Source organism: Flagellimonas algarum, assembly GCF_040513375.1.
GTDB classification, from domain to species: domain Bacteria; phylum Bacteroidota; class Bacteroidia; order Flavobacteriales; family Flavobacteriaceae; genus Flagellimonas_B; species Flagellimonas_B algarum.
The window spans coordinates 563,727-587,593 of sequence record NZ_JBEVTG010000001.1 but is presented as its reverse complement, the minus strand read 5'-3'; the positions used below and the strand labels follow the sequence as shown (position 1 = coordinate 587,593).

The 23,867-nt window shown below is 47.7% G+C and carries 25 protein-coding genes and 1 tRNA gene; 12 read left to right on the top strand and 14 right to left on the bottom strand.

Annotation, left to right across the window (positions count from 1 at the left end):
- The first annotated feature begins 4 nt into the window (after window positions 1-4).
- From ABV409_RS02730 to ABV409_RS02720, 3 genes are all read left to right on the top strand, one after another.
- Complete coding sequence (locus ABV409_RS02730) at window positions 5-685, top strand: response regulator transcription factor (protein WP_353876010.1); 681 nt, start codon at window positions 5-7, stop codon at window positions 683-685.
- Between the two features lie 136 nt (window positions 686-821).
- Window positions 822-4,355: a molybdopterin-dependent oxidoreductase gene (locus ABV409_RS02725; protein WP_353876009.1), complete on the top strand. Its 3,534-nt coding sequence runs from the start codon at window positions 822-824 to the stop codon at window positions 4,353-4,355.
- Window positions 4,352-5,800 carry a rubredoxin gene (locus tag ABV409_RS02720; RefSeq protein WP_353876008.1) on the top strand — a complete coding sequence of 483 codons (1,449 nt, stop codon included), beginning with the start codon at window positions 4,352-4,354 and terminating at the stop codon, window positions 5,798-5,800. Before ABV409_RS02725 ends, ABV409_RS02720 begins: the two co-directional genes overlap by 4 nt.
- A gap of 53 nt (window positions 5,801-5,853) precedes the next feature.
- Here ABV409_RS02720 and ABV409_RS02715 read toward each other — a convergent pair.
- Window positions 5,854-5,925: transfer RNA gene (locus ABV409_RS02715), tRNA-Arg, on the bottom strand.
- 77 nt (window positions 5,926-6,002) lie between these two features.
- On the opposite strand from ABV409_RS02715, the gene ABV409_RS02710 reads away from it, so the two are divergent.
- Complete coding sequence (locus ABV409_RS02710; RefSeq protein ID WP_353876007.1) at window positions 6,003-6,443, top strand: molybdenum cofactor biosynthesis protein MoaE; 441 nt, start codon at window positions 6,003-6,005, stop codon at window positions 6,441-6,443.
- Window positions 6,425-6,874, top strand: a complete 450-nt coding sequence (gene moaC / locus ABV409_RS02705; RefSeq protein ID WP_353876006.1) for a cyclic pyranopterin monophosphate synthase MoaC — start codon at window positions 6,425-6,427, stop codon at window positions 6,872-6,874. The genes ABV409_RS02710 and moaC overlap by 19 nt, the downstream gene beginning before the upstream one ends.
- 20 nt (window positions 6,875-6,894) lie before the next feature.
- Here moaC and ABV409_RS02700 read toward each other — a convergent pair whose 3' ends face one another.
- Window positions 6,895-7,845 carry an NAD-dependent epimerase/dehydratase family protein gene (locus ABV409_RS02700; protein WP_353876005.1) on the bottom strand — a complete coding sequence of 317 codons (951 nt, stop codon included), beginning with the start codon at window positions 7,843-7,845 and terminating at the stop codon, window positions 6,895-6,897.
- Between the two features lie 64 nt (window positions 7,846-7,909).
- Here ABV409_RS02700 and ABV409_RS02695 point away from each other — a divergent pair, with 64 nt between their 5' ends.
- On the top strand, window positions 7,910-8,407 hold the full coding sequence (locus ABV409_RS02695; RefSeq protein ID WP_353876004.1) for a hypothetical protein: 498 nt from the start codon (window positions 7,910-7,912) through the stop codon (window positions 8,405-8,407).
- On the top strand, window positions 8,397-8,912 hold the full coding sequence (locus ABV409_RS02690) for a nuclear transport factor 2 family protein (RefSeq protein WP_353876003.1): 516 nt from the start codon (window positions 8,397-8,399) through the stop codon (window positions 8,910-8,912). The genes ABV409_RS02695 and ABV409_RS02690 overlap by 11 nt, the downstream gene beginning before the upstream one ends.
- Here the strand turns inward: ABV409_RS02690 and ABV409_RS02685 are convergent.
- The 4 genes from ABV409_RS02685 to ABV409_RS02670 form a co-directional block, all read right to left on the bottom strand.
- Window positions 8,909-9,607 carry a tetratricopeptide repeat protein gene (locus ABV409_RS02685; RefSeq protein ID WP_353876002.1) on the bottom strand — a complete coding sequence of 233 codons (699 nt, stop codon included), beginning with the start codon at window positions 9,605-9,607 and terminating at the stop codon, window positions 8,909-8,911. The two genes, ABV409_RS02690 and ABV409_RS02685, sit on opposite strands and share 4 nt — an antisense overlap.
- A gap of 122 nt (window positions 9,608-9,729) precedes the next feature.
- Window positions 9,730-10,065 carry a hypothetical protein gene (locus ABV409_RS02680; protein WP_353876001.1) on the bottom strand — a complete coding sequence of 112 codons (336 nt, stop codon included), beginning with the start codon at window positions 10,063-10,065 and terminating at the stop codon, window positions 9,730-9,732.
- Between the two features lie 159 nt (window positions 10,066-10,224).
- Window positions 10,225-11,028 carry an SDR family oxidoreductase gene (locus tag ABV409_RS02675; protein ID WP_353876000.1) on the bottom strand — a complete coding sequence of 268 codons (804 nt, stop codon included), beginning with the start codon at window positions 11,026-11,028 and terminating at the stop codon, window positions 10,225-10,227.
- Window positions 11,021-13,300 (bottom strand): M28 family peptidase, encoded by a 2,280-nt coding sequence (locus ABV409_RS02670; RefSeq protein WP_353875999.1) that lies wholly within the window; start codon window positions 13,298-13,300, stop codon window positions 11,021-11,023. The genes ABV409_RS02675 and ABV409_RS02670 overlap by 8 nt, the downstream gene beginning before the upstream one ends.
- A 121-nt stretch (window positions 13,301-13,421) precedes the next feature.
- Between ABV409_RS02670 and ABV409_RS02665 the strand changes: the two genes are divergently transcribed.
- Complete coding sequence (locus ABV409_RS02665) at window positions 13,422-13,892, top strand: CBS domain-containing protein (protein ID WP_353875998.1); 471 nt, start codon at window positions 13,422-13,424, stop codon at window positions 13,890-13,892.
- A 42-nt stretch (window positions 13,893-13,934) separates the two neighbouring features.
- Here the strand turns inward: ABV409_RS02665 and ABV409_RS02660 are convergent, their stop codons facing one another.
- Together ABV409_RS02660 and ABV409_RS02655 are read right to left on the bottom strand one after the other, a co-directional pair.
- Window positions 13,935-14,291 (bottom strand): DUF2116 family Zn-ribbon domain-containing protein, encoded by a 357-nt coding sequence (locus tag ABV409_RS02660; protein ID WP_353875997.1) that lies wholly within the window; start codon window positions 14,289-14,291, stop codon window positions 13,935-13,937.
- An 8-nt stretch (window positions 14,292-14,299) separates the two neighbouring features.
- The gene (locus tag ABV409_RS02655; protein WP_353875996.1) at window positions 14,300-17,446 is read right to left on the bottom strand and encodes a VPS10 domain-containing protein; all 3,147 of its coding nucleotides are present in this window, start codon (window positions 17,444-17,446) and stop codon (window positions 14,300-14,302) included.
- 154 nt (window positions 17,447-17,600) lie between these two features.
- Between ABV409_RS02655 and ABV409_RS02650 the strand changes: the two genes are divergently transcribed.
- Window positions 17,601-18,350, top strand: a complete 750-nt coding sequence (locus tag ABV409_RS02650; protein WP_353875995.1) for an SDR family NAD(P)-dependent oxidoreductase — start codon at window positions 17,601-17,603, stop codon at window positions 18,348-18,350.
- 27 nt (window positions 18,351-18,377) lie between these two features.
- Window positions 18,378-18,959: a TetR/AcrR family transcriptional regulator gene (locus ABV409_RS02645; RefSeq protein WP_353875994.1), complete on the top strand. Its 582-nt coding sequence runs from the start codon at window positions 18,378-18,380 to the stop codon at window positions 18,957-18,959.
- Window positions 18,960-18,965: 6 nt separating this feature from the next.
- Here the strand turns inward: ABV409_RS02645 and ABV409_RS02640 are convergent, their stop codons facing one another.
- Genes ABV409_RS02640 through ABV409_RS02625 form a run of 4 tightly spaced genes read right to left on the bottom strand, consistent with a single transcriptional unit; the run spans window position 18,966 to window position 20,945 of the window.
- Window positions 18,966-19,454 (bottom strand): DUF6265 family protein, encoded by a 489-nt coding sequence (locus ABV409_RS02640; protein ID WP_353875993.1) that lies wholly within the window; start codon window positions 19,452-19,454, stop codon window positions 18,966-18,968.
- 33 nt (window positions 19,455-19,487) lie between these two features.
- Window positions 19,488-20,189: an SIMPL domain-containing protein gene (locus ABV409_RS02635; RefSeq protein ID WP_353875992.1), complete on the bottom strand. Its 702-nt coding sequence runs from the start codon at window positions 20,187-20,189 to the stop codon at window positions 19,488-19,490.
- A 38-nt stretch (window positions 20,190-20,227) separates the two neighbouring features.
- Window positions 20,228-20,650 (bottom strand): (4Fe-4S)-binding protein, encoded by a 423-nt coding sequence (locus ABV409_RS02630; RefSeq protein ID WP_353875991.1) that lies wholly within the window; start codon window positions 20,648-20,650, stop codon window positions 20,228-20,230.
- Window position 20,651: 1 nt separating this feature from the next.
- Window positions 20,652-20,945, bottom strand: coding sequence for a GNAT family N-acetyltransferase (locus ABV409_RS02625; protein ID WP_353875990.1), 294 nt, complete (start codon window positions 20,943-20,945; stop codon window positions 20,652-20,654).
- Between the two features lie 375 nt (window positions 20,946-21,320).
- On the opposite strand from ABV409_RS02625, the gene ABV409_RS02620 reads away from it, so the two are divergent.
- Both ABV409_RS02620 and ABV409_RS02615 read left to right on the top strand, forming a co-directional pair.
- A complete protein-coding gene (locus tag ABV409_RS02620) occupies window positions 21,321-21,653 on the top strand; it encodes a single-stranded DNA-binding protein (RefSeq protein WP_353875989.1) in 333 nt (110 codons plus the stop codon).
- Window positions 21,654-21,792: 139 nt separating this feature from the next.
- Window positions 21,793-22,182, top strand: coding sequence for a hypothetical protein (locus ABV409_RS02615; protein WP_353875988.1), 390 nt, complete (start codon window positions 21,793-21,795; stop codon window positions 22,180-22,182).
- Window positions 22,183-22,410: 228 nt separating this feature from the next.
- Here the strand turns inward: ABV409_RS02615 and ABV409_RS02610 are convergent, their stop codons facing one another.
- Window positions 22,411-22,932 carry a ferritin gene (locus ABV409_RS02610; RefSeq protein ID WP_353875987.1) on the bottom strand — a complete coding sequence of 174 codons (522 nt, stop codon included), beginning with the start codon at window positions 22,930-22,932 and terminating at the stop codon, window positions 22,411-22,413.
- 57 nt (window positions 22,933-22,989) lie between these two features.
- Complete coding sequence (locus ABV409_RS02605; protein WP_353875986.1) at window positions 22,990-23,832, bottom strand: phosphatase PAP2 family protein; 843 nt, start codon at window positions 23,830-23,832, stop codon at window positions 22,990-22,992.
- Between the last annotated feature and the right edge of the window lie 35 nt (window positions 23,833-23,867).

Here is a 23,867-nt window from a genome sequence, read left to right as displayed (position 1 = left end):
TCATATGACGGATGCTTCAAAAAATGTACGTATCGTTTTAGCCGATGACCATGCTTTGGTTCGTGACGGCATTCGGGCCCTATTGGAAGAAGAGGATAACCTTGACGTAATCGGTGAGGTCTCAAATGGGTTGGAAGCATTGGAAATGGTCGAACAATTGACCCCCGATGTGCTCATTATCGATATTCGGATGCCTCGATTGGGAGGCATCGAAGCGGTCGAAAGACTGAACAAGCAAGGCGCCACTACAACCAAGAGTATCATCCTATCCATGCACGATTCCGAGGAGTACATTCTTAAATCCGTACAAGCCGGGGCGAACGGTTACCTTTTGAAGGATACCGATAAAAACGAGTTCATTAAGGCCATCCATACCGTCAATGGAGGGGGCAAATTCTTCAGTGGTGACATATCGAACGTATTGGTCAACAATCTCTTCGGATCTGGAGCCGGTAATGCTTCCTCGAAAGGATCGACCAAACCCAACCCCTTTGATCTCACCAATAAAGAACTGCAGGTATTGGAACTGGTCTTGTCGGGACTTACCAACAAAGAAATTTCGGAAAAACTTCAGAACAGCAAACGGACCATTGAGACCCATCGGTTTAATTTGATGAAGAAAATGCAGGTCAAAAACCTTATGGATTTGGCCCGAAAGGCCCAAGAACACGATTTGGTCGGTTAGGGTTTGTTCATACGACCCCCGAAAAATTATCAATCCGATAATTTTAAGGCTTCTTTTTATCATTTCTTCACTACGTATTACTACGTAATTATCTAATTTTCTTTATTGAAACAAAGGGCCATAAGCTGGGATTCATATGCCGAAAAAAGAACGATTCAATACCATTTGTTCCTATTGTGGGGTAGGCTGCGGCGTTACCGTTGAAAAGGATGCCAAAGGGGTACTTGGGGTTAGCGGTAATACCGATTATCCGGTCAATCAAGGCATGCTATGTACCAAAGGGAAGACCCTGAACTATGTGGCGCAAGATACCAGCGATCGGATTTTATATCCGGAAATGCGATGGAGCCGTAGCCACAAAAAACAGCGCATTACGTGGGATGTGGCCTTTACCCGTGCCGCGGCCGTTTTCAAAAGTATCATTGACCGTTATGGCCCTGATAGTGTCGGTCTATATGTTTCCGGACAATGCTTGACCGAAGAATATTACCTCGCGAACAAATTGACCAAAGGGTTTTTAGGGACCAACAATATCGATACCAATTCACGGCTTTGTATGAGTTCGGCCGTGGTCGGTTACAAGAAAACTGTCGGTAATGATGCCGTACCGATCGCGTATGCCGATATCGAATTGGCGGATTGTTTTTTAATCGCCGGGGCCAACCCGGCGTGGTGCCATCCCATTCTGTTCCGACGAATTGAAAAACATAAGGAAGCAAACCCAAAGGTCAAGATGATCGTGGTCGACCCACGTAAGACCCAAACCTGTGAAATGGCCGATTTGCACCTCCAGATCCTACCGGGCACGGATGTGATCTTGTTCAATGCTATGGCGAGATGGCTCATCGAGAAAAAGAAAATAGACAAGGCCTTTATCAAACGATACACTGCAAATTACGAAGCATGTAGGCTCAAAGCGTTTGAACTCACCCTGCGACAAGCCTCTGAAAAATGCGGTATTGCCGTAAACGATATCAAGAAGGCAGCAAAAATGATCGCCGAAGCCAAAGGGTTCATCAGTATGTGGACCATGGGTCTAAACCAAAGCGTCATCGGTGTCGACAAGAACATATCCCTGTTGAACCTATCCTTGCTGACCGGCCAAATAGGCAAACCCGGTTCAGGACCTTTCTCGTTGACCGGACAGCCCAACGCCATGGGCGGACGGGAAGTAGGGGGCATGGCAAGCCTTTTGGCTGCCCATCGCGATTTAGGCGATCCGGCACATCGCAAGGAAGTCCAAGAATTCTGGGGCGGTAAGGAAATCAAAGGGGAACCCGGACTGACCGCTACCGAAATGTTCGATGCTTTGGCCTCAGGAAAAATGAAAGCGGTTTGGATCATTTGTACCAATCCGGTGGTCAGTCTTCCCAATGCGAGAAAAGTCGAGAAAGCCCTGGAAAAAGCAAGTTTTGTGGTCGTACAGGATATTTCCCATTCTTCGGAAACCACCCGCTATGCCGACTTGTTACTACCTGCCGCCGGATGGCTTGAAAAAGAAGGCACCATGACCAATTCGGAACGACGCATCAGCTATTTGCCCAAAGTGATCGAACCGCCGGGGGAGGCCCTTCCTGATGCCGAAATCCTATGGAGGTTCGCCCAAAGCATGGGGTTTCAAGGCTTTGATTATGATTCGGTCAGCGAGGTCTATGACGAATACTGCTTGATTACCAAAGGAACGAACATCGATATTTCAGGGCTTTCGCACGAACGACTCCGAAACGAAGGTAGCTTTCAATGGCCGGTACCCCATCAAAAACATCCGGGTACCCCACGCCTTTTCGAAGATCAACACTATTTCACCGCCGATCGGAAAGCCCATTTCAATGCCCCGAAACGACTCGAAAACGTATCGGAACGGACCGACACCGAGTATCCCTTGATTTTGAACACCGGTAGGGTACGTGATCAATGGCATACCCGTACCAAAACCGGGAAGGTGAAGCGACTATTGACCCATACTCCTTCCCCTTATCTACAAATGAACCGGGTCGATGCTTATTTAAGGGGACTGAATGAAGGTGATGTGGCCGTCGTCACCAGCCGTCGTGGCTCGGTTCGGGTCAAGGTAAAGATCGATTTCGATATTCGCGAACGGGTGGTTTTTTTACCGATGCACTGGGGTAAAACACTTCAAAGCGATTTTGGTAGGGCCAATAACCTGACCGGTGAACTGATCGATCCCATTTCCAAAGAACCTGATTTCAAGTATTCGGCGGTACAAGTCGAAAAATATCGCAAACCTGCAGAAAAGATCGTAGTGGTCGGTGCCGGTGCGGCGGGCTATCGGTTCATCCAATCGTTTCGCGAGAAGAACGAAGTCGATACGATCGAGGTTTTTTCGAAGGAGAAGTACCCCTTTTACAATCGCGTATTGCTCCCCGAATACGTAAATGAAGATCTCCCTTGGGAGGCATTACAGAAATTGAAAAAAGGGGAGCTTGAAAAACTAGATGTTTTGCTTCATAGCGAAAACGGTATCAGTAGCATTCATCCTGACAAAAAAACGGTAACCGATGAAAGGGGCGTTGAACATTCGTACGATAAACTGATCGTCGCCACAGGAAGTAGGGCTTTCATCCCTAGTGATGTTCGATTGGATCTTCCTGGTCGGTTTACCATGCGCCAACGTAGTGATGCGGATAGGTTGAAAGCGTACTTGAAAGACACCGGTCTTTCAAATGAACAACAGCATGTGGTCATTGTGGGTGGCGGATTGCTGGGTCTCGAATTAGCCGCCGCCTTGAATAAAAAATCGGTGAATATCAGTATCATACAGCGAGCGCCCAGACTTATGGAACGGCAATTGGATTTGGTTTCCAGTCGCCTGCTTGCCGAAGATGTTCGAGACCGCGGCATACAGATTTATTTCGATAACGAGGTGAATACCGTTTTTGAGGAAAAAGAAGGCAAGCACCTATTGAACGTCGGTTTGAAGACCGGAAGGATACTCAGCTGCAATGCCATTGTATATGCTATCGGTACAAGGCCCAATATCGATATTTTAAAAGCCGCGGGCCTATCGACCGGCCGCGGGGTAAAGGTCGATCCGTATCTGAAGACCAGTGACCCTGACATCTTTGCATTGGGAGAGATCGCCGAATTCGAAAATGCGCTTTTTGGGATAACCTCTGCCGCGGAACAGCAAGCCGATGTCGCGGCAAACTATCTTCTAGGGGATTTGGGTAGCATTTACACCGGGTCGGTTTTGATGAATATTCTCAAATTCGATGATCTCGATCTATGCAGTATCGGAATGGTGAATACCCCCAAGGATGACCCGAGCTATGAAGAGATTATTTTAATGGATGTCAGTAAGCGTTTCTATAAGAAGTGTATCGTTAAAGACGATACCTTGAAAGGGACCGTGCTTATGGGTGATAAGAGTGAGTTCGCTGAGTTCAAACGGCTTATTGAGGAAGAAATCGAACTTTCGGATAAACGCGAAGAGTTGTTACGTGGAAGTTCGAACAGTGCACCACTAAAAGGAAAACTGGTTTGTTCCTGTTCACAAGTCGGTCTTGGCAACCTGCAAGATGCCATTTCCGGAGGGTGTTCCGACTTGAGCTCCCTTTGCACCCAAACCGGTGCCGGATTGGGTTGCGGAAGCTGCAAACCCGAAGTAAAAGGGATCTTGAACGACTCTTTAAAAACCGCGATGGCATGAGCTTGAAGAATGATGATTTGAGCCGGATTTTGCTAAAAGGAGGTGTCACCTCTCCAGGTGAACTCAAAGACGGCATCGCTTTGCTTGAACTTGCCGGTTTGGAAACGGTTTCCTTTGGTTCGCGCCAAGACTTGTTGTTTTCCCTTCCTACGACCAAGAAATCCGAATTGGAACAGCGTGCGGGGTATAGCACCCAGATCGTTACTGATAGAAGTTACCAGAATATTGTTTCGTCTTACGTTTCAGCGGATATTTTCGATATGACCTATTGGTTGAAAGGATCGACATATCTCTATATTTTGGAAGAGTTCGATTTCAGTCCCAAATTGAAAGTCAACATCACCGACCCCAAACAGCGCTTGGTACCGATTTTCAACGGCAATTTAAATTTTATTGCATCCGAAGAAGAAGACTACTGGTACCTGAACATGCTACTGCCGCATTGGAAGAAACGTGCGTATTACCCGGTTTTGGTCTACAGTTGGGATATCGTGAAAGTGACCAAGGCCATTGATGCCATTTACGCCACTATCGATAATGTGGATCAACTGTTTTCGATATTGAACCAAAGTTTATTGACCAATAACCGAAGCCTGACCAAGCCTTTGGAAATCCCTTTTTTGACCTTTCCTTACTACGAGGGGATGAACCGAATGGGCCTCGATAAATATTGGCTTGGTCTGTATTGGCGCAACAACCAGTATGACTTGGGCTTTCTTCGTGATTTTTGCGGATTTTGTTTGGATAACAGTATTGGTAAGATCAGTATTACCCCATGGAAATCGTTCATCGTCAAGGGAATACCAAAAGAAAGCCGTCCAGAATTGGAACGCTTCTTAGGGCAACGGGGGATAAACGTACGTCACTCACAGCTGGAAATGAACTGGCATTTACCGGTTGATGATCCCGCTGCCTTAGAACTAAAAAAGGATTTGGTGAAGCATTTTGATGAAAACGATATCAGCACCTATGGCTTGACCTTCGGCATCAGCAATGATGTGGGTAAACGTTCCCATTTCGCTTCGATCATCGTTGAAAAGAACCCGATACCGGAAGCCATAAAGCAGTTCAAAGGGAAACCGACGTTCAATGTCCTCCATTTCAAAAATTTCGACCCCAATACGGATGAATACGTGGGTTATGCCCAAGCGGTAGATCAAAAACAGTTGGGACAGTTGCTCATGGAGTTGAGCAAAAAATATTTTAAGGAATTGAGCAAGCCCCAAGAACGGGGCAAAGGCCTAAAAAAAGATGATGAGATTGCCCTCCGAACCGTTTTTCAATGTACCTCCTGTCTTACGGTCTATGATGCATCCCAAGGAGATGCACAGGCCAATATCCCAGCTGGTACTCCATTCAAAGGTCTTTCCGAAACCTACTGTTGTCCAGTTTGTGAGGCTCCAAAATCGAACTTTCAAGAAGTGACTTTGAACCTGGTCGAATAAAACGGACAAAAGGAAAATGGTCTAGAGTAGACTTTGAATCGAAAAGGAAAAAGTAGCCCCGGCAAGAATCGAACTTGCATCTAAAGTTTAGGAAACTTCTATTCTATCCATTGAACTACGGGGCCCAATGTGGAGGGCAAAAATAGTGTTTTTTAGCACTTTCGAAAACTACCGATTCCTATTTCTTCTGTACTTTAGGGGAATGAATGCTGAAATCACCGACCTTTTTATACAAGGTGCGATCCCGCCACAATTCATCGCCGATACCATAGCCAGGCAACAGGCTGCCACCGGCACGGGTGCCCATGATATTTTTTTGGGCCAGGTTCGCGCCGATGTTATCGATAACAAGACCGTTGCGGCCATTGAATATACTGCTTACGAACAGATGGCAAATCAAAAATTCCACGAGATCATGGAGTCGGCACGTGCGAAATACGATCTGAGCGGGCTATGCATCCGTCACAGCTTGGGTTCGGTCGCCGTTGGGGAAGTCTGTCTTTTCGTGATGGTTTCCTCAGCGCATCGAAAGGCGGTTTTCGACGGCCTGCATTTCGTGGTCGAGGCGATAAAAAAGGAAGTCCCGGTTTTTGGTAAGGAGCACTTTGCAGACAACTCCTACCAATGGAAAGTCAATTCATAGCCATGGTCGATATTACAACAAAACAGAACACCCATCGAATGGCCATAGCCGAAGCTATCGTCAGGGTCGGCAGCATCGATACGATAACTGCGATAGAAGCCGGTGAGGTGCCCAAAGGCGATGTATTCGCGATGAGCCGGGCCGCAGGTTTTTTAGGCATAAAGAAAACCCCTGACCTCCTTCCCGATTGCCATCCATTACCCATAGAATTCGCAAAGATCGACTATGCGATTTCCGATTTGGCAATAACGGTTACCGTTACCGTGAAGACCTTTTACAAGACAGGGGTCGAAGTGGAAGCCATGCATGGTGCCAGTGTGGTGGCCTTGAACATGTACGACATGTTGAAGCCCATAGACAAGCGAATTACCATCGAATCGATCGGCTTGGTCAAAAAGACAGGGGGTAAGTCCGACATCCACAACCCATAATCGAAATCATGAAAATACGATTACCGCGCCGCGGCCTTTAGGTTTTGGAGCATGACAGAGGTGGTCGCCTCGAGGTCGTATTCGGGTTTCCAACCCCAATCTTTCCGCGCTGCACCATCATCGATACTACTCGGCCATGAATCGGCTATTTGCTGTCTGAAATCAGGCGCATACCCCATTTCGAAATGCGGTAGATGGGTCTTGATGCTTTCAGCGATTTCTTTGGGTGAAAAGCTCATCGCCGACAAGTTATAAGACGATCGCACTTTTAGGGTGCCCGGGTCGGCATCCATCAATCCGATGGTCGCGCGTATGGCATCGTCCATATACATCATGGGTAACGAAGTGTCTTGATCGAGAAAACACGAATAGCTTCCATCGGCAAGTGCTTTGTGAAAAATTTCCACGGCATAATCGGTGGTCCCACCACCCGGGAGTGTCTTCCAACTGATCAGGCCAGGATAACGCACACTGCGCACGTCGACCTGGTACTTATTGAAGTAATACTCACACCAGCGTTCACCGGCCTGTTTGCTGATCCCATAGACCGTGCTGGGTTGCATCAACGTATCTTGGGGGGTCAGTTCCTTTGGGGTATTGGTACCGAAAACAGCGATACTCGAAGGCCAAAATATCTTATCGATTTTCTGCTCCTTTCCCAAATTCAATACATTGAACAAGGAGTTCATATTGAGGTTCCATGCCCGCATCGGGAACTTCTCACCCGTAGCACTCAACATGGCCGCCATTAAATACACTTCCTCTATTTCATAATGCATGACCACATCTTCGATGGCCTCGTAATTGGTGGCATCCAACAATTCAAAGGGTCCGGTTCGCATGAGCTCACCGCCCCCTTCACGAATGTCACTGGCAACGACATTGTCTTCGCCGAATTTCTGTCGTAAGGCCAGGGTGAGCTCTGTGCCGATCTGCCCACAGGCACCCAAGATCAATATGGATTTTTGCATGGAAAACGGGTTTAACGTATGCGGCACTAAAGATAGCTTATCTTAAAATTTGTACTTTCGTTTCATGCAAAAAATCTTGATGTTGACCTTGGTTTGTTTCTTGGTCTTTTCTTGTGGTGAAGGCGCCGACACAAAGGACACACAAGACGATAATACGTCTTTCTTTTCGTTGCAGGCCCTTCCGAACTTGGTGGCGACCAACGAAAGGGCGACCCAGCTGTTGGATGCGTGGTCGGATTACAAAGAATTCGAGAATAGCTATGGGATCATGATGCGCGCTTCGAACCGCGAAGAGCTGCAATTGGCTGTTGACGATCTTTTGGAGAAGCAAAAGACTTGGGCCCAAGGAACCTATCCTCCCGAGTTCGATAAGGCACAAATTCGGAGTAGACAACGGGTGTTATTGACCCAAATGCTCCGTCTAAAGGGGGGGCTCAACGATCGAGCCGAAATAGAAGACCCCATGAAGGCCTTAGTTACGGCCTACAATGCATTACGTTCGCAATTCAACGTTCAGGTCAATAATAGCTTGGATATCAACCAGTACCTCGATGAAAACTAAGATCTTCTTTCTAACAGCGCTACTATCCTTCACTGGAGCGTTCGCCCAAGACCCTGAAAAAAAGGCCATTGCTTCCGTTTTGGATGCGTGGCATCAGGCCGCTTCCAATGCTGATTTTGAAGCGTATTTCTCATTGATGACGACCGACGGGGTTTTTTTGGGTACCGATGCTACCGAGAATTGGCAGCTCCAAGAATTCAAGGATTTTTCAAAACCCTATTTCGATCAGGGCAGGGCTTGGAGTTTTACGGCCGTTGAACGCAATATTTATGTAGGGGAAGGGGCCGGTTTCGCCTGGTTTGATGAATTGCTAGATACCCAAATGAAATTGTGCCGTGGTTCGGGGGTTCTGAAAAAAACCGCTTCGGGATGGAAAATCGCCCATTACGTGCTTTCCATTGCCGTACCCAACGACAATGTCGGTGAATTGGTTGAAATAAAAAAGCAGAAGGATAGCCTTCTGCTTATAGCGCTTAAAGAAAAATACCGGAAAACCGGATACTAGTTCTGTGTCCCTTCCGGATTCGCTTTCCTAGATTCGAGTGCCTGCTTGCTCAAACTTGCCAAATTGAAATTCGGATCAAGCTTCAGCGCTTCGTCCATTAGGGCTATGGCCGCATCGATATTGTTTTTATCAACGTTATACTCCATCAAGCCTTTGATATGGTAAAAGGCCGCTTTTAGTGGTACCTCGTAAGGCTGTTGTCTTTCGAAAAAGGCATATTTCTGATCTTCTTTGGCGTTGGTTATCCCGTATTCGATATTCGACGCCGCCCCGGCATTGTCACCCACTTGGATCTTGAGATCGGCCAATTCATAGGCGATGTAGGCATTTGGAGTGCGAGTGAATAGGGTTTCGAAATGTTCGACCGCCCGCTTGGGTTGGTTCAAAGCCTTCAGCGAAACCGCTTTGACACGAACGGCAAGATCCGAATCATTGTCGTTCTTTTCGATGCCGATGGTGTTTAGCGCTTGCAAGTGCTGGTTGTTGTTCATGTAAACGAACGCCAAAGTATCCCGACGTTGTTGGGAGGGAGATAGAATGTTCAAGTGCGTCAAGGCACCGATGACCCCGTTGATATCGCCTTGAAGGCGCATTTCTTTGTAATAGGCTTCATAGTGGTCTATGAGAGCCGCGTTGTTCTGGGCGGTTAGACCTAAAGTACCCATACATGCTAGAAGCAATACTATTTTTTTCATTTCCTTTTGGTTTCAGTGCGGCAAAACTAAAAAAATATTACGTAGTAAGCTGTTAAAGAAAGCCCTATGCGCCATTTGGCGCATAGGGCTAGCTATTTCATGGGTTTTTTGAGCCGTCGGCTTTAGTATTGAAGCGCGATCGTCTCCCTATTGGTCAAATTCTTGATCAAGCCCGAATAGAATGCCAGACTTTTGGCATCGCGTTCCAAACAAGACTTCAAAAAGAGCTGGAGGTTTTTGAAAAAAAGATTGGTCGGCAGAAGTGACAGGTTCAGATTGACCTTTGAAGGGTCATAAGGCTGCTCGTCGACCACCACATGCATCTTCACACGATGGCGGTGATAGTCGATGACCACATCGGTGGCATTGTAATGTTTTTGTATAATGGCCTCATGAAAGTGCTGCACTTTTTTGGTCATTTTACCTTTGATCACAGTCTGACCGATCAGTTTTTCCATTTCCATTAAAATTTTCGTCCCTAAAACTGAATTTTCCATAACGATTTTGTATTTGCATTATTAAAGTTATGGGATTTGTCGTTAAAGCACTTGAAATCAATACTTTAATTAACATAAATAAATCTTAATTGTTGTCAAGGGATCCTTTTCCGTGGTCAGTTAATCGACAATGGATGTCTCCAACGGACCGACTTTAACAGAAAATCGCTCTGAAATGATCTTTTTTACAGCTTGCGGTCGCTCAGGTTCGGTGTACCGCGGTGGGGCGAGCTGCCTTTTTTGGGCCATTTGGGTGTAGTAGTCTTGTTTGGTGGGATGATACGGGAATACCCCATTGAACAATTCGCCCCAAAGTGTTTTCTCGATAACCGACGCTATCATCATGATACAATCATCGAGATGGATGAGGTTGACCAAATCGTTTCCGTTGTGCAATGATCTTCCGGAAAGCATGGTGATGGGGTGTCGGTCAGGACCGATCAACCCACCGAATCGAATAATTGTGGTCAAATCGGAATGCGAACGCAATACGTCTTCTGAGGCCAAGAGTTGTTGCGCCGATACCGTTTTAGGTTCTGGCGGTGTTTTTTCAGTGATGTTGCCAGAGGCCGTTCCATATACCGAAGTGCTGCTGATGAAAACGATGCGCTCAATGCCGGTACCTTCCAAGGCTTGTAACAAGAACTCGATTTTGGGGAGGAAGGGTTCCGCATCCTTTTTTCGCATCCGGGGGGGAACGTTGATCACCAGATAGTCAATCCCTTCCAAGAACCGATCCAGATCCCCGCTGGCACCATCCGCATCCAGTACCACATGATAGGCCGAAATGCCCAGGGCCTCCAACCCCGGCAGTTTATCTTTGGAGGTGGTCGTGCCTTTGACCTGATACCCTTTTGCCAAGAAGTGTCTGGCTAAGGGGGTGCCCAGCCATCCGCATCCGATGATCCCTATGGTTTCAGTCAAATTTTACTTTTTTGGTCACCAAAATCGCATCATTCAAGACAAAAGGCATGGGGATGCTGTTTTCAGGACGTTCAGGGACCGAAAATAAGGGATTCCTCAACAAATCGTTCGATGCCTCGAACAAACGCAATTCAAGGGGTTCAGCTGCGTCGATTACGACTTCGAGTTCGGTATAGTCGTTGTCGCTGACATAATGCGTTATCAATCGATTGCCCGTTCTATTCGCCAGGTAATATTCGTCAAGGGCCAAGCCATTGACCCATGCTTTCTTGATGGGCACATCGTTGGTGAAAATTTCCAAACGGTTGACCGGTCGTTCGGGGGTAATGCACACCGAAAGCTTCCGTTCTTCTCCGATCAGGGTATCAAGTATGACCGTAACATCAGGAGCGGCCACTTTTTTGTCAGGCGCGGTAGCCGTAAAGGTGAACCGCGTATTGTATTTGCTGCTGAATACTTTCGGGGCATCACCTGACGGTTCTTTTTCGACCCCTAAGAATTGGGCATTCCACGGAATAGGGTCTTGGTCATAGGTGGCCCATTGGGCCGTTCGCTCATCCGCATCGTATACGTAGAGCAAACTGCTCGGTTTTGGCCGATCTTCGGTAAACTTCGTGTTCAAATGGGCTTTAACGCTAAAAAACAAAAACACGGCCAGGCTGGCTACGGTAAATCGGTGTTTTGCCTTTGATTGTCCGATTAAAGGCAGTATGAAAACGAAGAGCAACACGACAAAAACGGTTGCCGCGGTCAGCATGCCCAATCCAAGGCCCACTGGGAACATTTTTATAAATGGGGCATAGATGAGAACAGCAGGCAAAGCCAAAACCAACAGCAACATCGGATTCGGTTTTTTCTGATTGATGGTCACCAACAACGCACCCAATAACCCGAGTAAAGGGACCACGAAAAAGCTCGCCCCTTTTAGATACAGCGCAACCAGTATGCATATGATCAACCATAGGGTGATCGGGGCGACCAAAAGATCGGGCAGTTCGATTTTCTTGAACAAGGAATACACCCAAAAGCAGGCAGTCAGGGCTAAAAAAGACATGGATACGATATACATGTGCCCGTTATATGGGAAACCGTGCAAGATATCTTGAAATCCGGGATACCACCATTTCAGCGCAGGCCAACTGATGTATCCTGCGATGCCCGCTATGACCAGCGCCGTCAATAGGGGAACGAACCCGGTGAAAACCCCTTTTACACTCAAGGCCTTCTTTCTGAATCCGGCAATCAGTAAGGCCACAAAGAGCAATAGGGCCAGCCCGAGCATAGGCCAAATCCATTCAAACGGATAAAACACCAATTTGAACACCGGAATATTGAAGTACACGTAATTATCGAGACTTTTCATGTCATTGATGTCGGCCTTGCTGAAATACGCCAGTAAGGGCATGAGGTAACTGCCTTGATGGGCAAGCGATTCACGATCCAACCTTTCATAGGTATCCTTGGCCGTATGGTAATCGAAATGATCGTCGATAAAGGCGAAATTGTAACCTTCAATGTCGCCATCTTCCCTGAACACGGTCAAGTCGGTATCGTTGGGTAACATTTTGTAAATGCTATAAGCCAAGGAGTTGGCCACCGGATATTCTGGACTGGCGGCCACGAATTCTTGGATCATCTTGCCGTTGCCCCGATTTGTTTCGATAAGCATGTAACTCGGCCCACCGCTTCCGCGTGCTTCGAAATTCAAAACAAGACCCACTTCTTTGGCCCAGGGGTGCTGGTTGACAAAAAGGTCGGCACCGTTCAAGCCCAATTCTTCCGCATCCGAAATCAAGATAATGATATCGTTTCGGGGTTGGCCGTTTTCGGCCAAAAAGGCCCGGATACCCTCAAGAATGGTAGCCACTCCACTTCCGGCATCACTGGCACCAAAAGACGAGTGGGGACTGCTGTCATAGTGGGTCAACAGCATCAGGGCTTTTCCATCGCTGCTTCCTTTGATACGGGCTAAGATGTTAATGGCCTTGCTAAGGTTGCCCCAACCACCGGTGGTATATCCCGTTTGGGTGGTCGTTTCGAGACCCATTTGATTCAATTGGGAGATGATATACGAGCGAACCTGTTGGTGGCCCGCAAAGCCCACCCCGTGTGTTTCGACCGAAATGCTCTTGACATGGGCCAATGCCCGGTCTACCGAAAATTCATTTTCAGCAGCGGATCCATCCGGTTCGTACCCAGGACTGAGGGAGGTGTAGCTCCAAATAACCGCGAGTATAATTAGGAAAAAGGAGACCGATCGGGAGAAATTCATAGGGCTGTCAGTTGTTTCATAAATGTATAAAATATTACAAGCTTCGCATGTTAGCGGCCAAAAATTTAAAAAATTCGTTAAAATTCACTAACTTTATTAATCAACCTTCAATGTAACCAACATGGCAATAAAGAGTTTTCAAGGGGCCCGGGCAAAGCCCGATTCGAAAAAGGAATACGATGCCCCGATATTGGTTTCGGACTACATGACCAAGAAGTTGGTGACCTTTTCACCACAGCAATCCATTTTGGAAGTCATGGAGGCTTTCGCGAAATACAAAATTTCCGGTGGGCCGGTAATGGATGACAATGGCTTTTTAGTCGGTATCATTTCGGAAGCCGATTGTATGAAGCAGATTTCGGAGAGTCGCTACTTCAACCAACCGATATTGGATAAAAGTGTGGAACGCTATATGACCAAGAATGTGGAGACCATTCCGCATGATATGAGCATCTTCGATGCCGCCGGTGTTTTCGATCGACATAATCGTCGCCGTTTGCCCGTCATGAAAGATGGCATTCTGGTGGGCCAGATCAGTCGAAAGGACATTGTGGTCGCCGCTTTGAAATTGAGCGGTCAGAATTGGAAATAACTACCGACCGAAATACGTGAGAGGCCCCGCAAGGGGCCTTTTTTATTCCCGTTTGACGATCATGTACATGCCATTATCCAAGGGCAAATAGCCCAGGTCATACACGAAGTAATAGACCGTCCCTTTCTTCGTCACGTAGTGGTTGGTCATATAGGCGAAATCGAAGCCTTTGTCGATCAACTGTTGCTTGGTGGTTCGGGTTTTGCCGCCATTCAAGGTAAAGCTTCCGAGTATGCGGTAGTTTTTTCGCAGTCGATTGTTGATATTCCGCAGCAAATTCGAATGATCTTTGTTCCGTTCGTTATTGTAGGCATTACGACAATGGTCTGAGCAGAATTTCTTGTCAGACCTCCCACGGAATCCATCCCCACAAACCAAACAACGCCTGCCTTCCCCCATCCAAGCGGTTATTCGTCCATAATAAGGGCCGGAAGCCCCAAACTTTTGAATAGACTGTTGTATTCGGCCATTTCGGTTTCGATCAAATCGTTCTTTTCGGCTTCATAGATGCGCCACGCTGCCAAAAGATCGTTGAAGCGTTCTTGGGCCCCTTGGGTCACCTTGGGTTCGGCCACATCGACAAATCCTTTCAAATGCATAAAATCGGCATTCAACTGGTTGTGGAAGTTGATGACGTCTTGAAAGGTCTTTTGCTTGGGTTGGATGAGGTGTTCTTCCCAGAGGGTGATCCGTTTTAAGAGGCTGTCGCCCTTTTGCAATAGGGCTTCGGCTTCGGTCTTGTTTTTCAAGAGCTTTTTATAGGCCTTTAATTGGCTTTTGGCCGAGCGCATGCTGTTTACGGCTCCATGCATATCGTTGAGTACCCCTACGATCCGATCGAGAAGCTGTTGCTGTTGGCTATAGTCTGCCGCACTGGCTTCGACTTTGGGGTCGGCCAGTACTTGGGCGGTAGTCTCCGTCGCTCTTCCTGCCATGGTCAAGCGAAGGGTATAGGTGCCCGGTCCTACACGTTGCCCTTGGTAATTGCCGAAGACGAAGACTTTGTCGATTGCCGGTATGGCCTCTTTCCTAAAATCCCAAGTGAACCGGTTGAAGCCCGCTTTGCTCGGCAGTACCTCCGGTTTGGGTGGGCCTCCGGGCCAACTTTTGAACCCTTTCGGTTTTTGGTTGGTGAAGGTGCGGATGACCTCACCCTGGTCTAGGACTTCCAATTTCAATTCGGTCGTATCGAGTTTGTTCGGCAAATAATAGTCGATCGTTACCCCCGATTTCGGGTTTTGGCCCAAACCGGGTACGGGCCTGTGCGGACTACCACCAAATATGCGGTAGCTGGGCTTGGGTCGTACCAGCATCATATCGGATTGGATACCACGGCTATTCTGGAGTGCCCCAAGGTCATCGAGGATCCAAAACGACCGTCCTGCCGTTGCCGCCACCAAATCGTTATCTTGAATGGTCAGGTCGTTGATCGGAACCACGGGTAGGTTCAATTGGAGCTGCTGCCAATTGGCCCCGTCGTCGAGTGAGATGTATAGACCTGTTTCAGTGCCTGCATAGAGTAGCCCTTTGGTTATGGGATCTTCACGCACGACCCGAACGAAGGTGTGTGGGTCGGTAATGCCATTGGTGATTTTCGACCAAGTGGCACCATAGTCGGAGGTTTTAAAAACATAAGGCGAAAGGTCCATTGATTTGTAACGCATGACGGCAATATAAGCCGTCGCAGCATCATGTGGTGATACCTCGATACTATTGATGATCCCCGATCCGATTCCGGGTGGGGTGATGTTGGTCCAATTGGCCCCACCGTCTTTGGTCAAGTGCACAAGGCCATCATCGCTACCGGCGTATAGTACCCCTTGTTCGTGGGGTGATTCGACCAAGTACATCAAGGTGTTGTAGTTTTCCCCTCCGGCAGCCTCATTGGTGAAGGGTTTGCCCCCTGGGCCTTGTTTTTCGATTTCGTTCCTGGTGAGGTCCGGACTGACTACTTCCCAACTTTGGCCACCATCCGTAGTTTTGAAAACGACATTGCCAGCGTGGTAAATGGTATTGCGATCGTGGGGCGAGCTGATGATCGGCGCGTTCCAATTGTATCGGTATTTGAAGTCTTTGGGAACCTTGCCCAGACCCAATTCGGGGTAGGCTTTGATAGGTTTGCCTTCTCGGGATGCCTTTACCCATTTTTCGATGATGCCTTGGTAACATCCGCCATAGACCACTTGGGGGTTGTCAGGGTCGAAGGCCAAATAAGCACTTTCGCAGCCTGCCACCGAGTACCAGTCTTTCCAATCGATACCTCCATCATTGGTGCGGCTCGCTATGGCAATGGCCGAATTGTCTTGCTGCCCTCCGTAGACGTTGTAGGGCACCAGGTTGTCGGTAATGACCCGATAGAACTGGGAGGTGGCCTGGTTTTGCTGGCTACTCCAACTTTTGCCGCCGTTGTTCGACACATTGGCCCCACCATCATTTGAGTTGATCATTTTCTTGTTGTTATCCGGATGGATCCAGAGATGGTGGTTGTCGCCGTGTGGGGTGGGTAAGGGGGTGAAACTACGGCCCCCATCTATCGATTTGGTTACGGGAGCATTGAGCACGTATACGATGTTCTCATCTTGTGGATCGGCGAAGATCTCCATATAGTACCAGGATCGTGCGATGTTGATCCGGTCCTTATTGACCTGTTTCCAGGTTTTGCCCGCATCCATACTTTTGTAGACCCCTCCTTTTTGCCCCTCGGCCTCCAACACCGCGAAGACGATTTCGGAGTTCGCCCGCGAAACGGAAATACCCGCTTTTCCGATTTCCTTAGGGATGCCTTTTGTCATGGGATCCCATGTGGATCCGCCATCAGTTGATTTGTAAAGCCCTGACTTGGGTCCGCCTGAAACCATGGTCCATGGGTGTCGGCGGTGTTGCCAAAGTGCCGCATATAAGATCATGGGGTTGTTCATGTCCATAGATAGGGAAGAAGCACCGCTATCCGGAGCTACGTATAAAACACGCTCCCAGCTTGTACCGCCATTGGTCGTTCGGTATATGCCACGTTCTGTGGCATCACCATACTGGGCCCCTTGTACTGCAACGAAAATGATATCGGGATCGGTGGGATGGATGATGACATCCGAAATATGACGTGATGCCTCCAGACCGATATGGTTCCAGGTCTTGCCGGCATCCGTTGATTTGTATACCCCATCGCCCATAGAGGTCATGACCCCTCTTGCCGCATGTTCGCCCATACCGGCTACCACGATATTCGGATTGCTTTCTGAAACGGCGATGGCCCCGACCGTCCCGGTCTGTAATTGACCGTCTGAGATGTTTTTCCAGGTGATGCCATCATCGGTGGTTTTCCAAATCCCACCCCCGGTGGTTCCCATATAATAGGTCATGGGCTGCGAAACGACACCGGTCGAAGCCACGCTTCGCCCACCACGAAAGGGACCGATATTACGCCATTTCAAACCGGAGTACATAGAATCTTGTAGCTGTACCGGTGCGGCTTGTCGCTGTTTCTTTTTGCGTTGCGATGATACGGTCATCGGAAGGCATAGCAATAACACCAAAAAGAGTCGAAAGAAATCCATAGGGTTGATTTTAGTTGCAGTAAGATACGAAACCACCTTCAAAACCTTAAAGGGAAGTTAAAGTGTATTTTTTATTTGGAACGAACGTTCTGTTATGTATATGTTTGTATCGGAATGAACGTTCCAAAATAAAATTAAAATCAAATCGTATCAAATGAAAAAACTAGAAAACAAAGTTGCCATCATTACCGGAGCAACGAGCGGAATGGGCCTTCATACGGCCAAACTCTTCCTAGCGGAAGGAGCGAAAGTGGTCTTGACCGGCCGCAGTCAGGAAAAACTGGATGCCCTTGAAGGGCAATTGACGGGCGATTATAAATTGGTCAAGGCCGAAGCGGCCAGTGTAGCCGATAGCGCGGCCCTGATCAAAACCACGGTCGATGCCTTTGGCAAAATCGATGTGTTGTTCTTGAATGCCGGGATCTTTCGATTGGAGACCATTGATGGACTCAGTGAAGAAATTTTCGATGAGGTGCACAACATCAATGTACGAGGCCCGATTTTTACCGTAAAGGCGGCCCACGATTACTTGAATGAAGGGGCCAGTATCATTTTCAATACATCGGTGGTGAACATCAAAGGATTCGCCGGCATGTCGGCTTACGCCTCGAGCAAAGCAGCGCTGCGTTCTTTGACACGGACCTTGGCCGCGGAATTCGGACCTAAGGGCATTCGGGTAAACGCCATCGCCCCTGGCCCCATAGATACCCCGATCTATGGCAAACACAACGTGCCGCAAGAGAATATCGATGCCATGGCTTCGAGTTTCCCATCCTTGGTGAGCCTGGGTCGATTCGGAAATTCGGACGAAGTAGCGACAACGGCTCTGTTTTTGGCTTCTTCGGATAGCAGTTATATCACCGGTGCTGAGATTCCGGTCGATGGCGGCTTCGCCCAAGTGTAGTTTTGTGCTATTTTTGAGGTATCGCATATGCCTAGAACGAAACAATTTTGTCAAGAAGACGTATTGAAGAAAGCGATGGAACTCTTTTGGGAAAAAGGGTTCCATGCTACTTCGATGCAAGATCTTGTTTCGCATTTGGGAATCAACAGGGCTAGCCTGTACGATACCTATGGAGGCAAGGAACAGCTCTTTGATCGTGCTTTTTCCCGTTACAGACAAGAAACCTCGTTATGGTTGGAAAGGCTTTTTGAACGACATTCCTCGGTAATGGACGGATTCAGGGCTTTGTTTTCCACGGCGATTGACGAAGCGACGAACGATGCTTGCCGAAAAGGCTGTTTCGTCGTGAATACCACTACCGAATTGGTGCCGGGTAAGGGCGATTTGCTTGATGGCCTGCAACAACATAAGGAACAAATCGAACGCCTGTTCATGGATTATGTTCAACGAGGTATTGATGCAGGCGAAATCGCTTCAGACCGTGACGCCCAAGAGATCGGTTTGCTACTGTATACCTTTTACAATGGGCTTCGGGTGACCACCAAGGTCGATACCGCTAGACCCAAACTTGAAAAGGCGGTCGATGCTGCCCTTTCGATCTTGGATTAATGGGTCTTAAACACGTTGGTAGGCAAAAACCACTTCTTCTTGCACGCCTTTTTCTTCGACCAATACATGGAAATTGACCCGGTCTTCAGCAATTTTTTCAATGGTAAGCCCTTCGAAATAAATCGCATCCGACGTTAGCTTCACCAATTTGAAATCGACGGTTTCGGCCTTTTCCTCCCAACCGTTAAGCGCGCCGTCAAAATGTTTCAATTGCATCAAAAGCGTACCGTCTTGCACTTTGATATGCCCGATTTCATAGAAGCTTATCTGATCTTCATGGATCAAACGAAAGACGAACATCATACTGCCCCCGGCCGGAGGGCTCCAGAATTCTTCGGCGGTACCGCCGAAGGCCTCGCCCTTCCAATGGCCCATGAGCCAGTGAATTTGGGTCAGGTCGGCTTCGGGTGAAGCTTGACCTTCTGTCAACTGTAGTGTCTTTTGGGCGCTTGCAAGCGAACATCCCACAATAAAGAAAAGGATCAGGGTTCTCATACGATGGTGGTTTCCCTAATGACGAACAGGGGCTTATTCATTGTACAAGCTGAACTTGATATTCACCGTGGCCTCTATTTTGATTTTTTCGAAACCAATGTCGAGCGGTGCAGCTTCGGCATCCATTTCCATTTTCGACATCATGGCCATACGGGGTTGCCCATAATTCGGATAATAGGGTTGGGAATTATCGACGATATGGATGGCCCTCCCAATTTTTTGGCCCAAGGGCTTGGTCAATGCGATGGCTTTGGCCTTTGCTTTCGCAACGGCCCGCGATTTCAATAGGAGCTCCAAGCCGTCCATATCCGAATAGGCGGTGCGTTCGAGGTAAGTGTTGGCGATGCCGATTTCCTCAAGGGCGGCCATGACTTTACCTGCAGTCAGTCCATCAGCGACCTTTAGGGAAAACTGCTTGCTCTTCAATACGTCTTTGCTCCGCAGAAAATAGGATTTATAGTAGCTGGTCAGGTTTTTGATCTTAAGGTCTTGCTTCACATCGATACCCAATTCCTTTAATTTTCCGGCCATGCGCTGCTCTTGCTCCTCAACGGACTTACGCCCTTTGGAGTCTTTTTCCCGAATCGTGATGCTGAGGTAGATCTCGTCTGGGGTTACCAAGGTATCGACCTTGGCCGAAGTTTCTAAATAAGGTAGGTCCAAAAAGCTTTTGGTTTGGGTCCAACCAAAGGTGCCCAGCAACATAAGAATCAATAAGGGTACGTAGTGTTTCATTGGGTGTTTTTCGATTACAAAGCAAAAGGCAGGCCAGATTAGCCGACGAAGCCGATCTTGTTATGGGTGCCGTCGCAATAGGGTTTGTTTTCAGAAGCGCCACAGCGACAAAAAGCCGTACTTCTTTTTTTCGTCTCCGTGCTGCCATCGGCCAAGGTGACCTGAAGGGTACCGCTAACCAATAAGGGACCATTTGCCACTACCGTACATGAAGTTTCATGGGTGTCTACAGTTGCGGTTTCCCCATCAACGCGATAGGTCAAGGCCCCTGAGGGGCATTTATCGATCTGCGCTTTCAGGGCATCGACCGAAGCATGCTCTGGCTGTATCCATGGCTTGCCATTGGGGTCATAGACCTCCGGAAGGGTCTTCACACAAATTTCGGCATGAATGCACTTTTTGGGTTTCCAGATGACGGTCAATCCGTCGGTAGTATATTCCTTTACGATTTCCTTTTCCATATTATCCGATATTGATTCCTTTTAAGACCAGGGCCTTCCATTCAGGATGTTCTTTAATGTATGCAGCAACGAATGGGCATAAGGGTACCAAGGTCAAATCTTTCGCCTTGATATCCGTCAAAGCCTGTTTGACCAATTCACTACCGATACCCTGCCCTTCAAGAGCGGGGGGAACCTCGGTATGCGTCAGGTAGATCTTATCTTGCGCCCTGATGTATTCAATGATAGGCGTATGAACGGGCAATTCGAATTCGTAACGTTTTTTCTCCACATTGTCTTTGATGCGATACCCCATAGTCATGCTTTGCTTCTTAAAGATACGGAATGTTCGCTTGCCGGGCTGATGTCACTTTTGGTTGCGTTTCGATTGCAAAATCCGGTAAGCTACAATGCACGCGAAGCTAAGCAGGAGGAGTAGCCCGCTGGTCAACAATGCTAAAGTTTCACTTTGAAAATGGCTTTCCATTACTTAAAGATACCAAAATGGCCGATATGAAGCCTTTTTGTATCAAATCGTTGGATAGAACTCGATGAAGAGTTTCATTTTTAAACGACAACAAACGTTTACAAACGAAATTAAGCGATTGGTTACCGAGTACCCGATGCGGACGGCCCTAGGTTTGCCTCGTCGAACGATGGTGTTCGATAGGAACCTTTAAAACAGTAAACAATGAATGGAATCAGGAATCGCGTACAATTAATCGGTAATCTCGGGCAGGATCCCGAAGTGATCGCTTTGGAGAATGGCGGTAAATTGGCCAAGTTTTCTTTGGCTACCAATGAAACCTACAAGAACAAAGCAGGTGAAAAGGTCACCGAGACCCAGTGGCATAATGTGGTGGCCTGGGGGAAGACCGCAGACATCGTGGAGACCTATTTGGTCAAAGGTAAGGAAGTGGTGGTCGAAGGCAAGTTGACTTCAAGATCCTACGAGGCAAAGACCGGTGAAAAACGGTACATCACCGAAGTGCATTGCAATGAATTGTTGATGTTGGGCAAGTAATCGAAGTCACAGCACGATAAAAAGGGGCGTTTCGCCCCTTTTCTTTTTTAGAATCAGGTATTAACGATAACTTAATGAAGCGATGTGCAACCATCGGCGTCGAAAATCGTCTTTATGACGTACGTATTATATGAACTCCTTGCAACGACATATCATCAGTCTTCTATTCGTCCTTCCCCTGATCGGATCGGCGCAAAGGGTGTTGGAGGAAGACGGGTTCTACCGGAACCTCGGTGTCAAGGATGCCAAATTCGAATTGGAAATCACCCACAAATCCGATGAGGACGAACGGGATTTTTGGACGGATCAGGAAGCTTTTGAACTCGCACTGCAAGTGAACGACCCCAAGGCCTATCGTGCCTATTTGAACGGAAAGCACCTCATCTATCGCCAACATCGCCTTTTATGTGATGAAGGTTGTGGCCATAGCGATCTTTTGGTTCGTAAAATTGCCTATTACCTGGTTGAAGGGCAATCGGATATCGAAGGAATTGTTGTTAGGGACGGTGGGGTTAAACGCCCGGAATAGGCTAAGCTACCTTTTTAAGCAAATCGAAACACGGGCATTTTTTGCAACGCTTCTGTTCGCCTTTCTTATACTTTTTACAGCATTTGGTCTTGCATTTTCCAGGATTCAGATCCCGCAAACGTGAACGAACAGCTTTATCGGATTTTCCTTTTTTCTTGCCCATGTGGGGGCAAATATAGGGGAGAATCTACTTATTTTAAATAAATCTAAATAAAAAGTTGTTCACGATCACTCTTCCATCGTTTCCGATGCCGCGCTTTCGACCGTCAATTGTTGGATGTCACGATCGAACAGATACAAGCCTCCTTTGTCGTCGCCAATAAGGTTGATCTTGTCCAAAACGGTTCTGGCCAAAGCCTCTTCCTCTAACTGTTCGGCGACGTACCACTGCAGAAAATTATGGGTGGCATAGTCTTTTTCTTCAAGGGTGATATGGACCAGTTCGTTGATGCTCTGCGATACGAACAATTCATGCTCGTATAGTTTTTGCAACATCTTCTGTAAACTTCCAAACTCGGTCTCAGGAGCCTTCAGGTCTGAAATTTGGGCGTGGCCACCACGCTCGTTGACATACTTGACCAGCTTGAGCATGTGCATACGCTCTTCATCGGAATGACCGTACATAAATCCGGCCACACCTTCCAATCCTTTCACTTCGGCCCATGAAGCCATGGAAAGATACACTTGTGATGATTCGGCTTCTATGCGTATTTGGGCGTTGAGCGCCGCTTCGAGTTTCTTTGATAACATCCTCTTCTATTTTTTACAAAAATACGAAAGAGCCGCAAGAACCCCACCGTAAAAGCCTTAAAACCTCACGGCAACCCCCACGGTGTTCAGTCCGAAATGAAGGTTCCAATCGACTTTAGAAGCCTGTTGGTTGTATTTTTTGTCATAGCGACGGTCAAGATAGCGATCGATCGATTCTACGATGAAAATACTGAGGACGGTGCTGAAGGCCACATCCGAGATCCAATGGAAACGGTCGATGACCCTGACCAGACCAGGTACCATGCCCACCGTATAAATTCCTGCTTTGACCCAAGGGTTCTTGAATTGCTTTCCTATGGCGTAGGCATTCGTAAAGGCCAACATGGCATGTCCCGAAGGGAAAGAGTCGAAATTGAAGACCCGGTCGACGTTGAGCGGATCGAAGGTATTCGAATCTTCACCGCTTTTGGGCCTTGCCCTTCCGACGATCCGTTTCGCGACTTGTTGGAAAAAACCACCCGCGGTTGCCGAAGAAATCAGCAAGACCCCGGTTCGTCTTAGTTTCTCGTTTTTCGTGAATAGTCCGGTTAGATATACCGCACCCGTCAGCATATAGTTGTTTTCAGGACTGCCATATTCGTTGCCATAATCTACGATGAAGGAAGGTACGTCATCACGGAAACCATCGGCCCAATGATCGATCTCATCATCGACAAGGAACAATCCCAAGGTACCGGCCGTCAAATATCCGAAGTCCTTCCACTGATCTCCTTTCCAATGGAAAGGGCGGCTGTAGGCATGGCCGACCCCGCCGAAAATCGACCCCAGGTCATACGTAAACTCATTCCATAAGCCTTCTTTCGGGGCAGTGGCAGTGGTGGTTTGGGCTTGTGAGACCCCTAACATACAAAGCAGGAAAACGGTACATCCAAATTTCATAATGCGCTTTAATTCGTTTAAAGATACGTGAACCG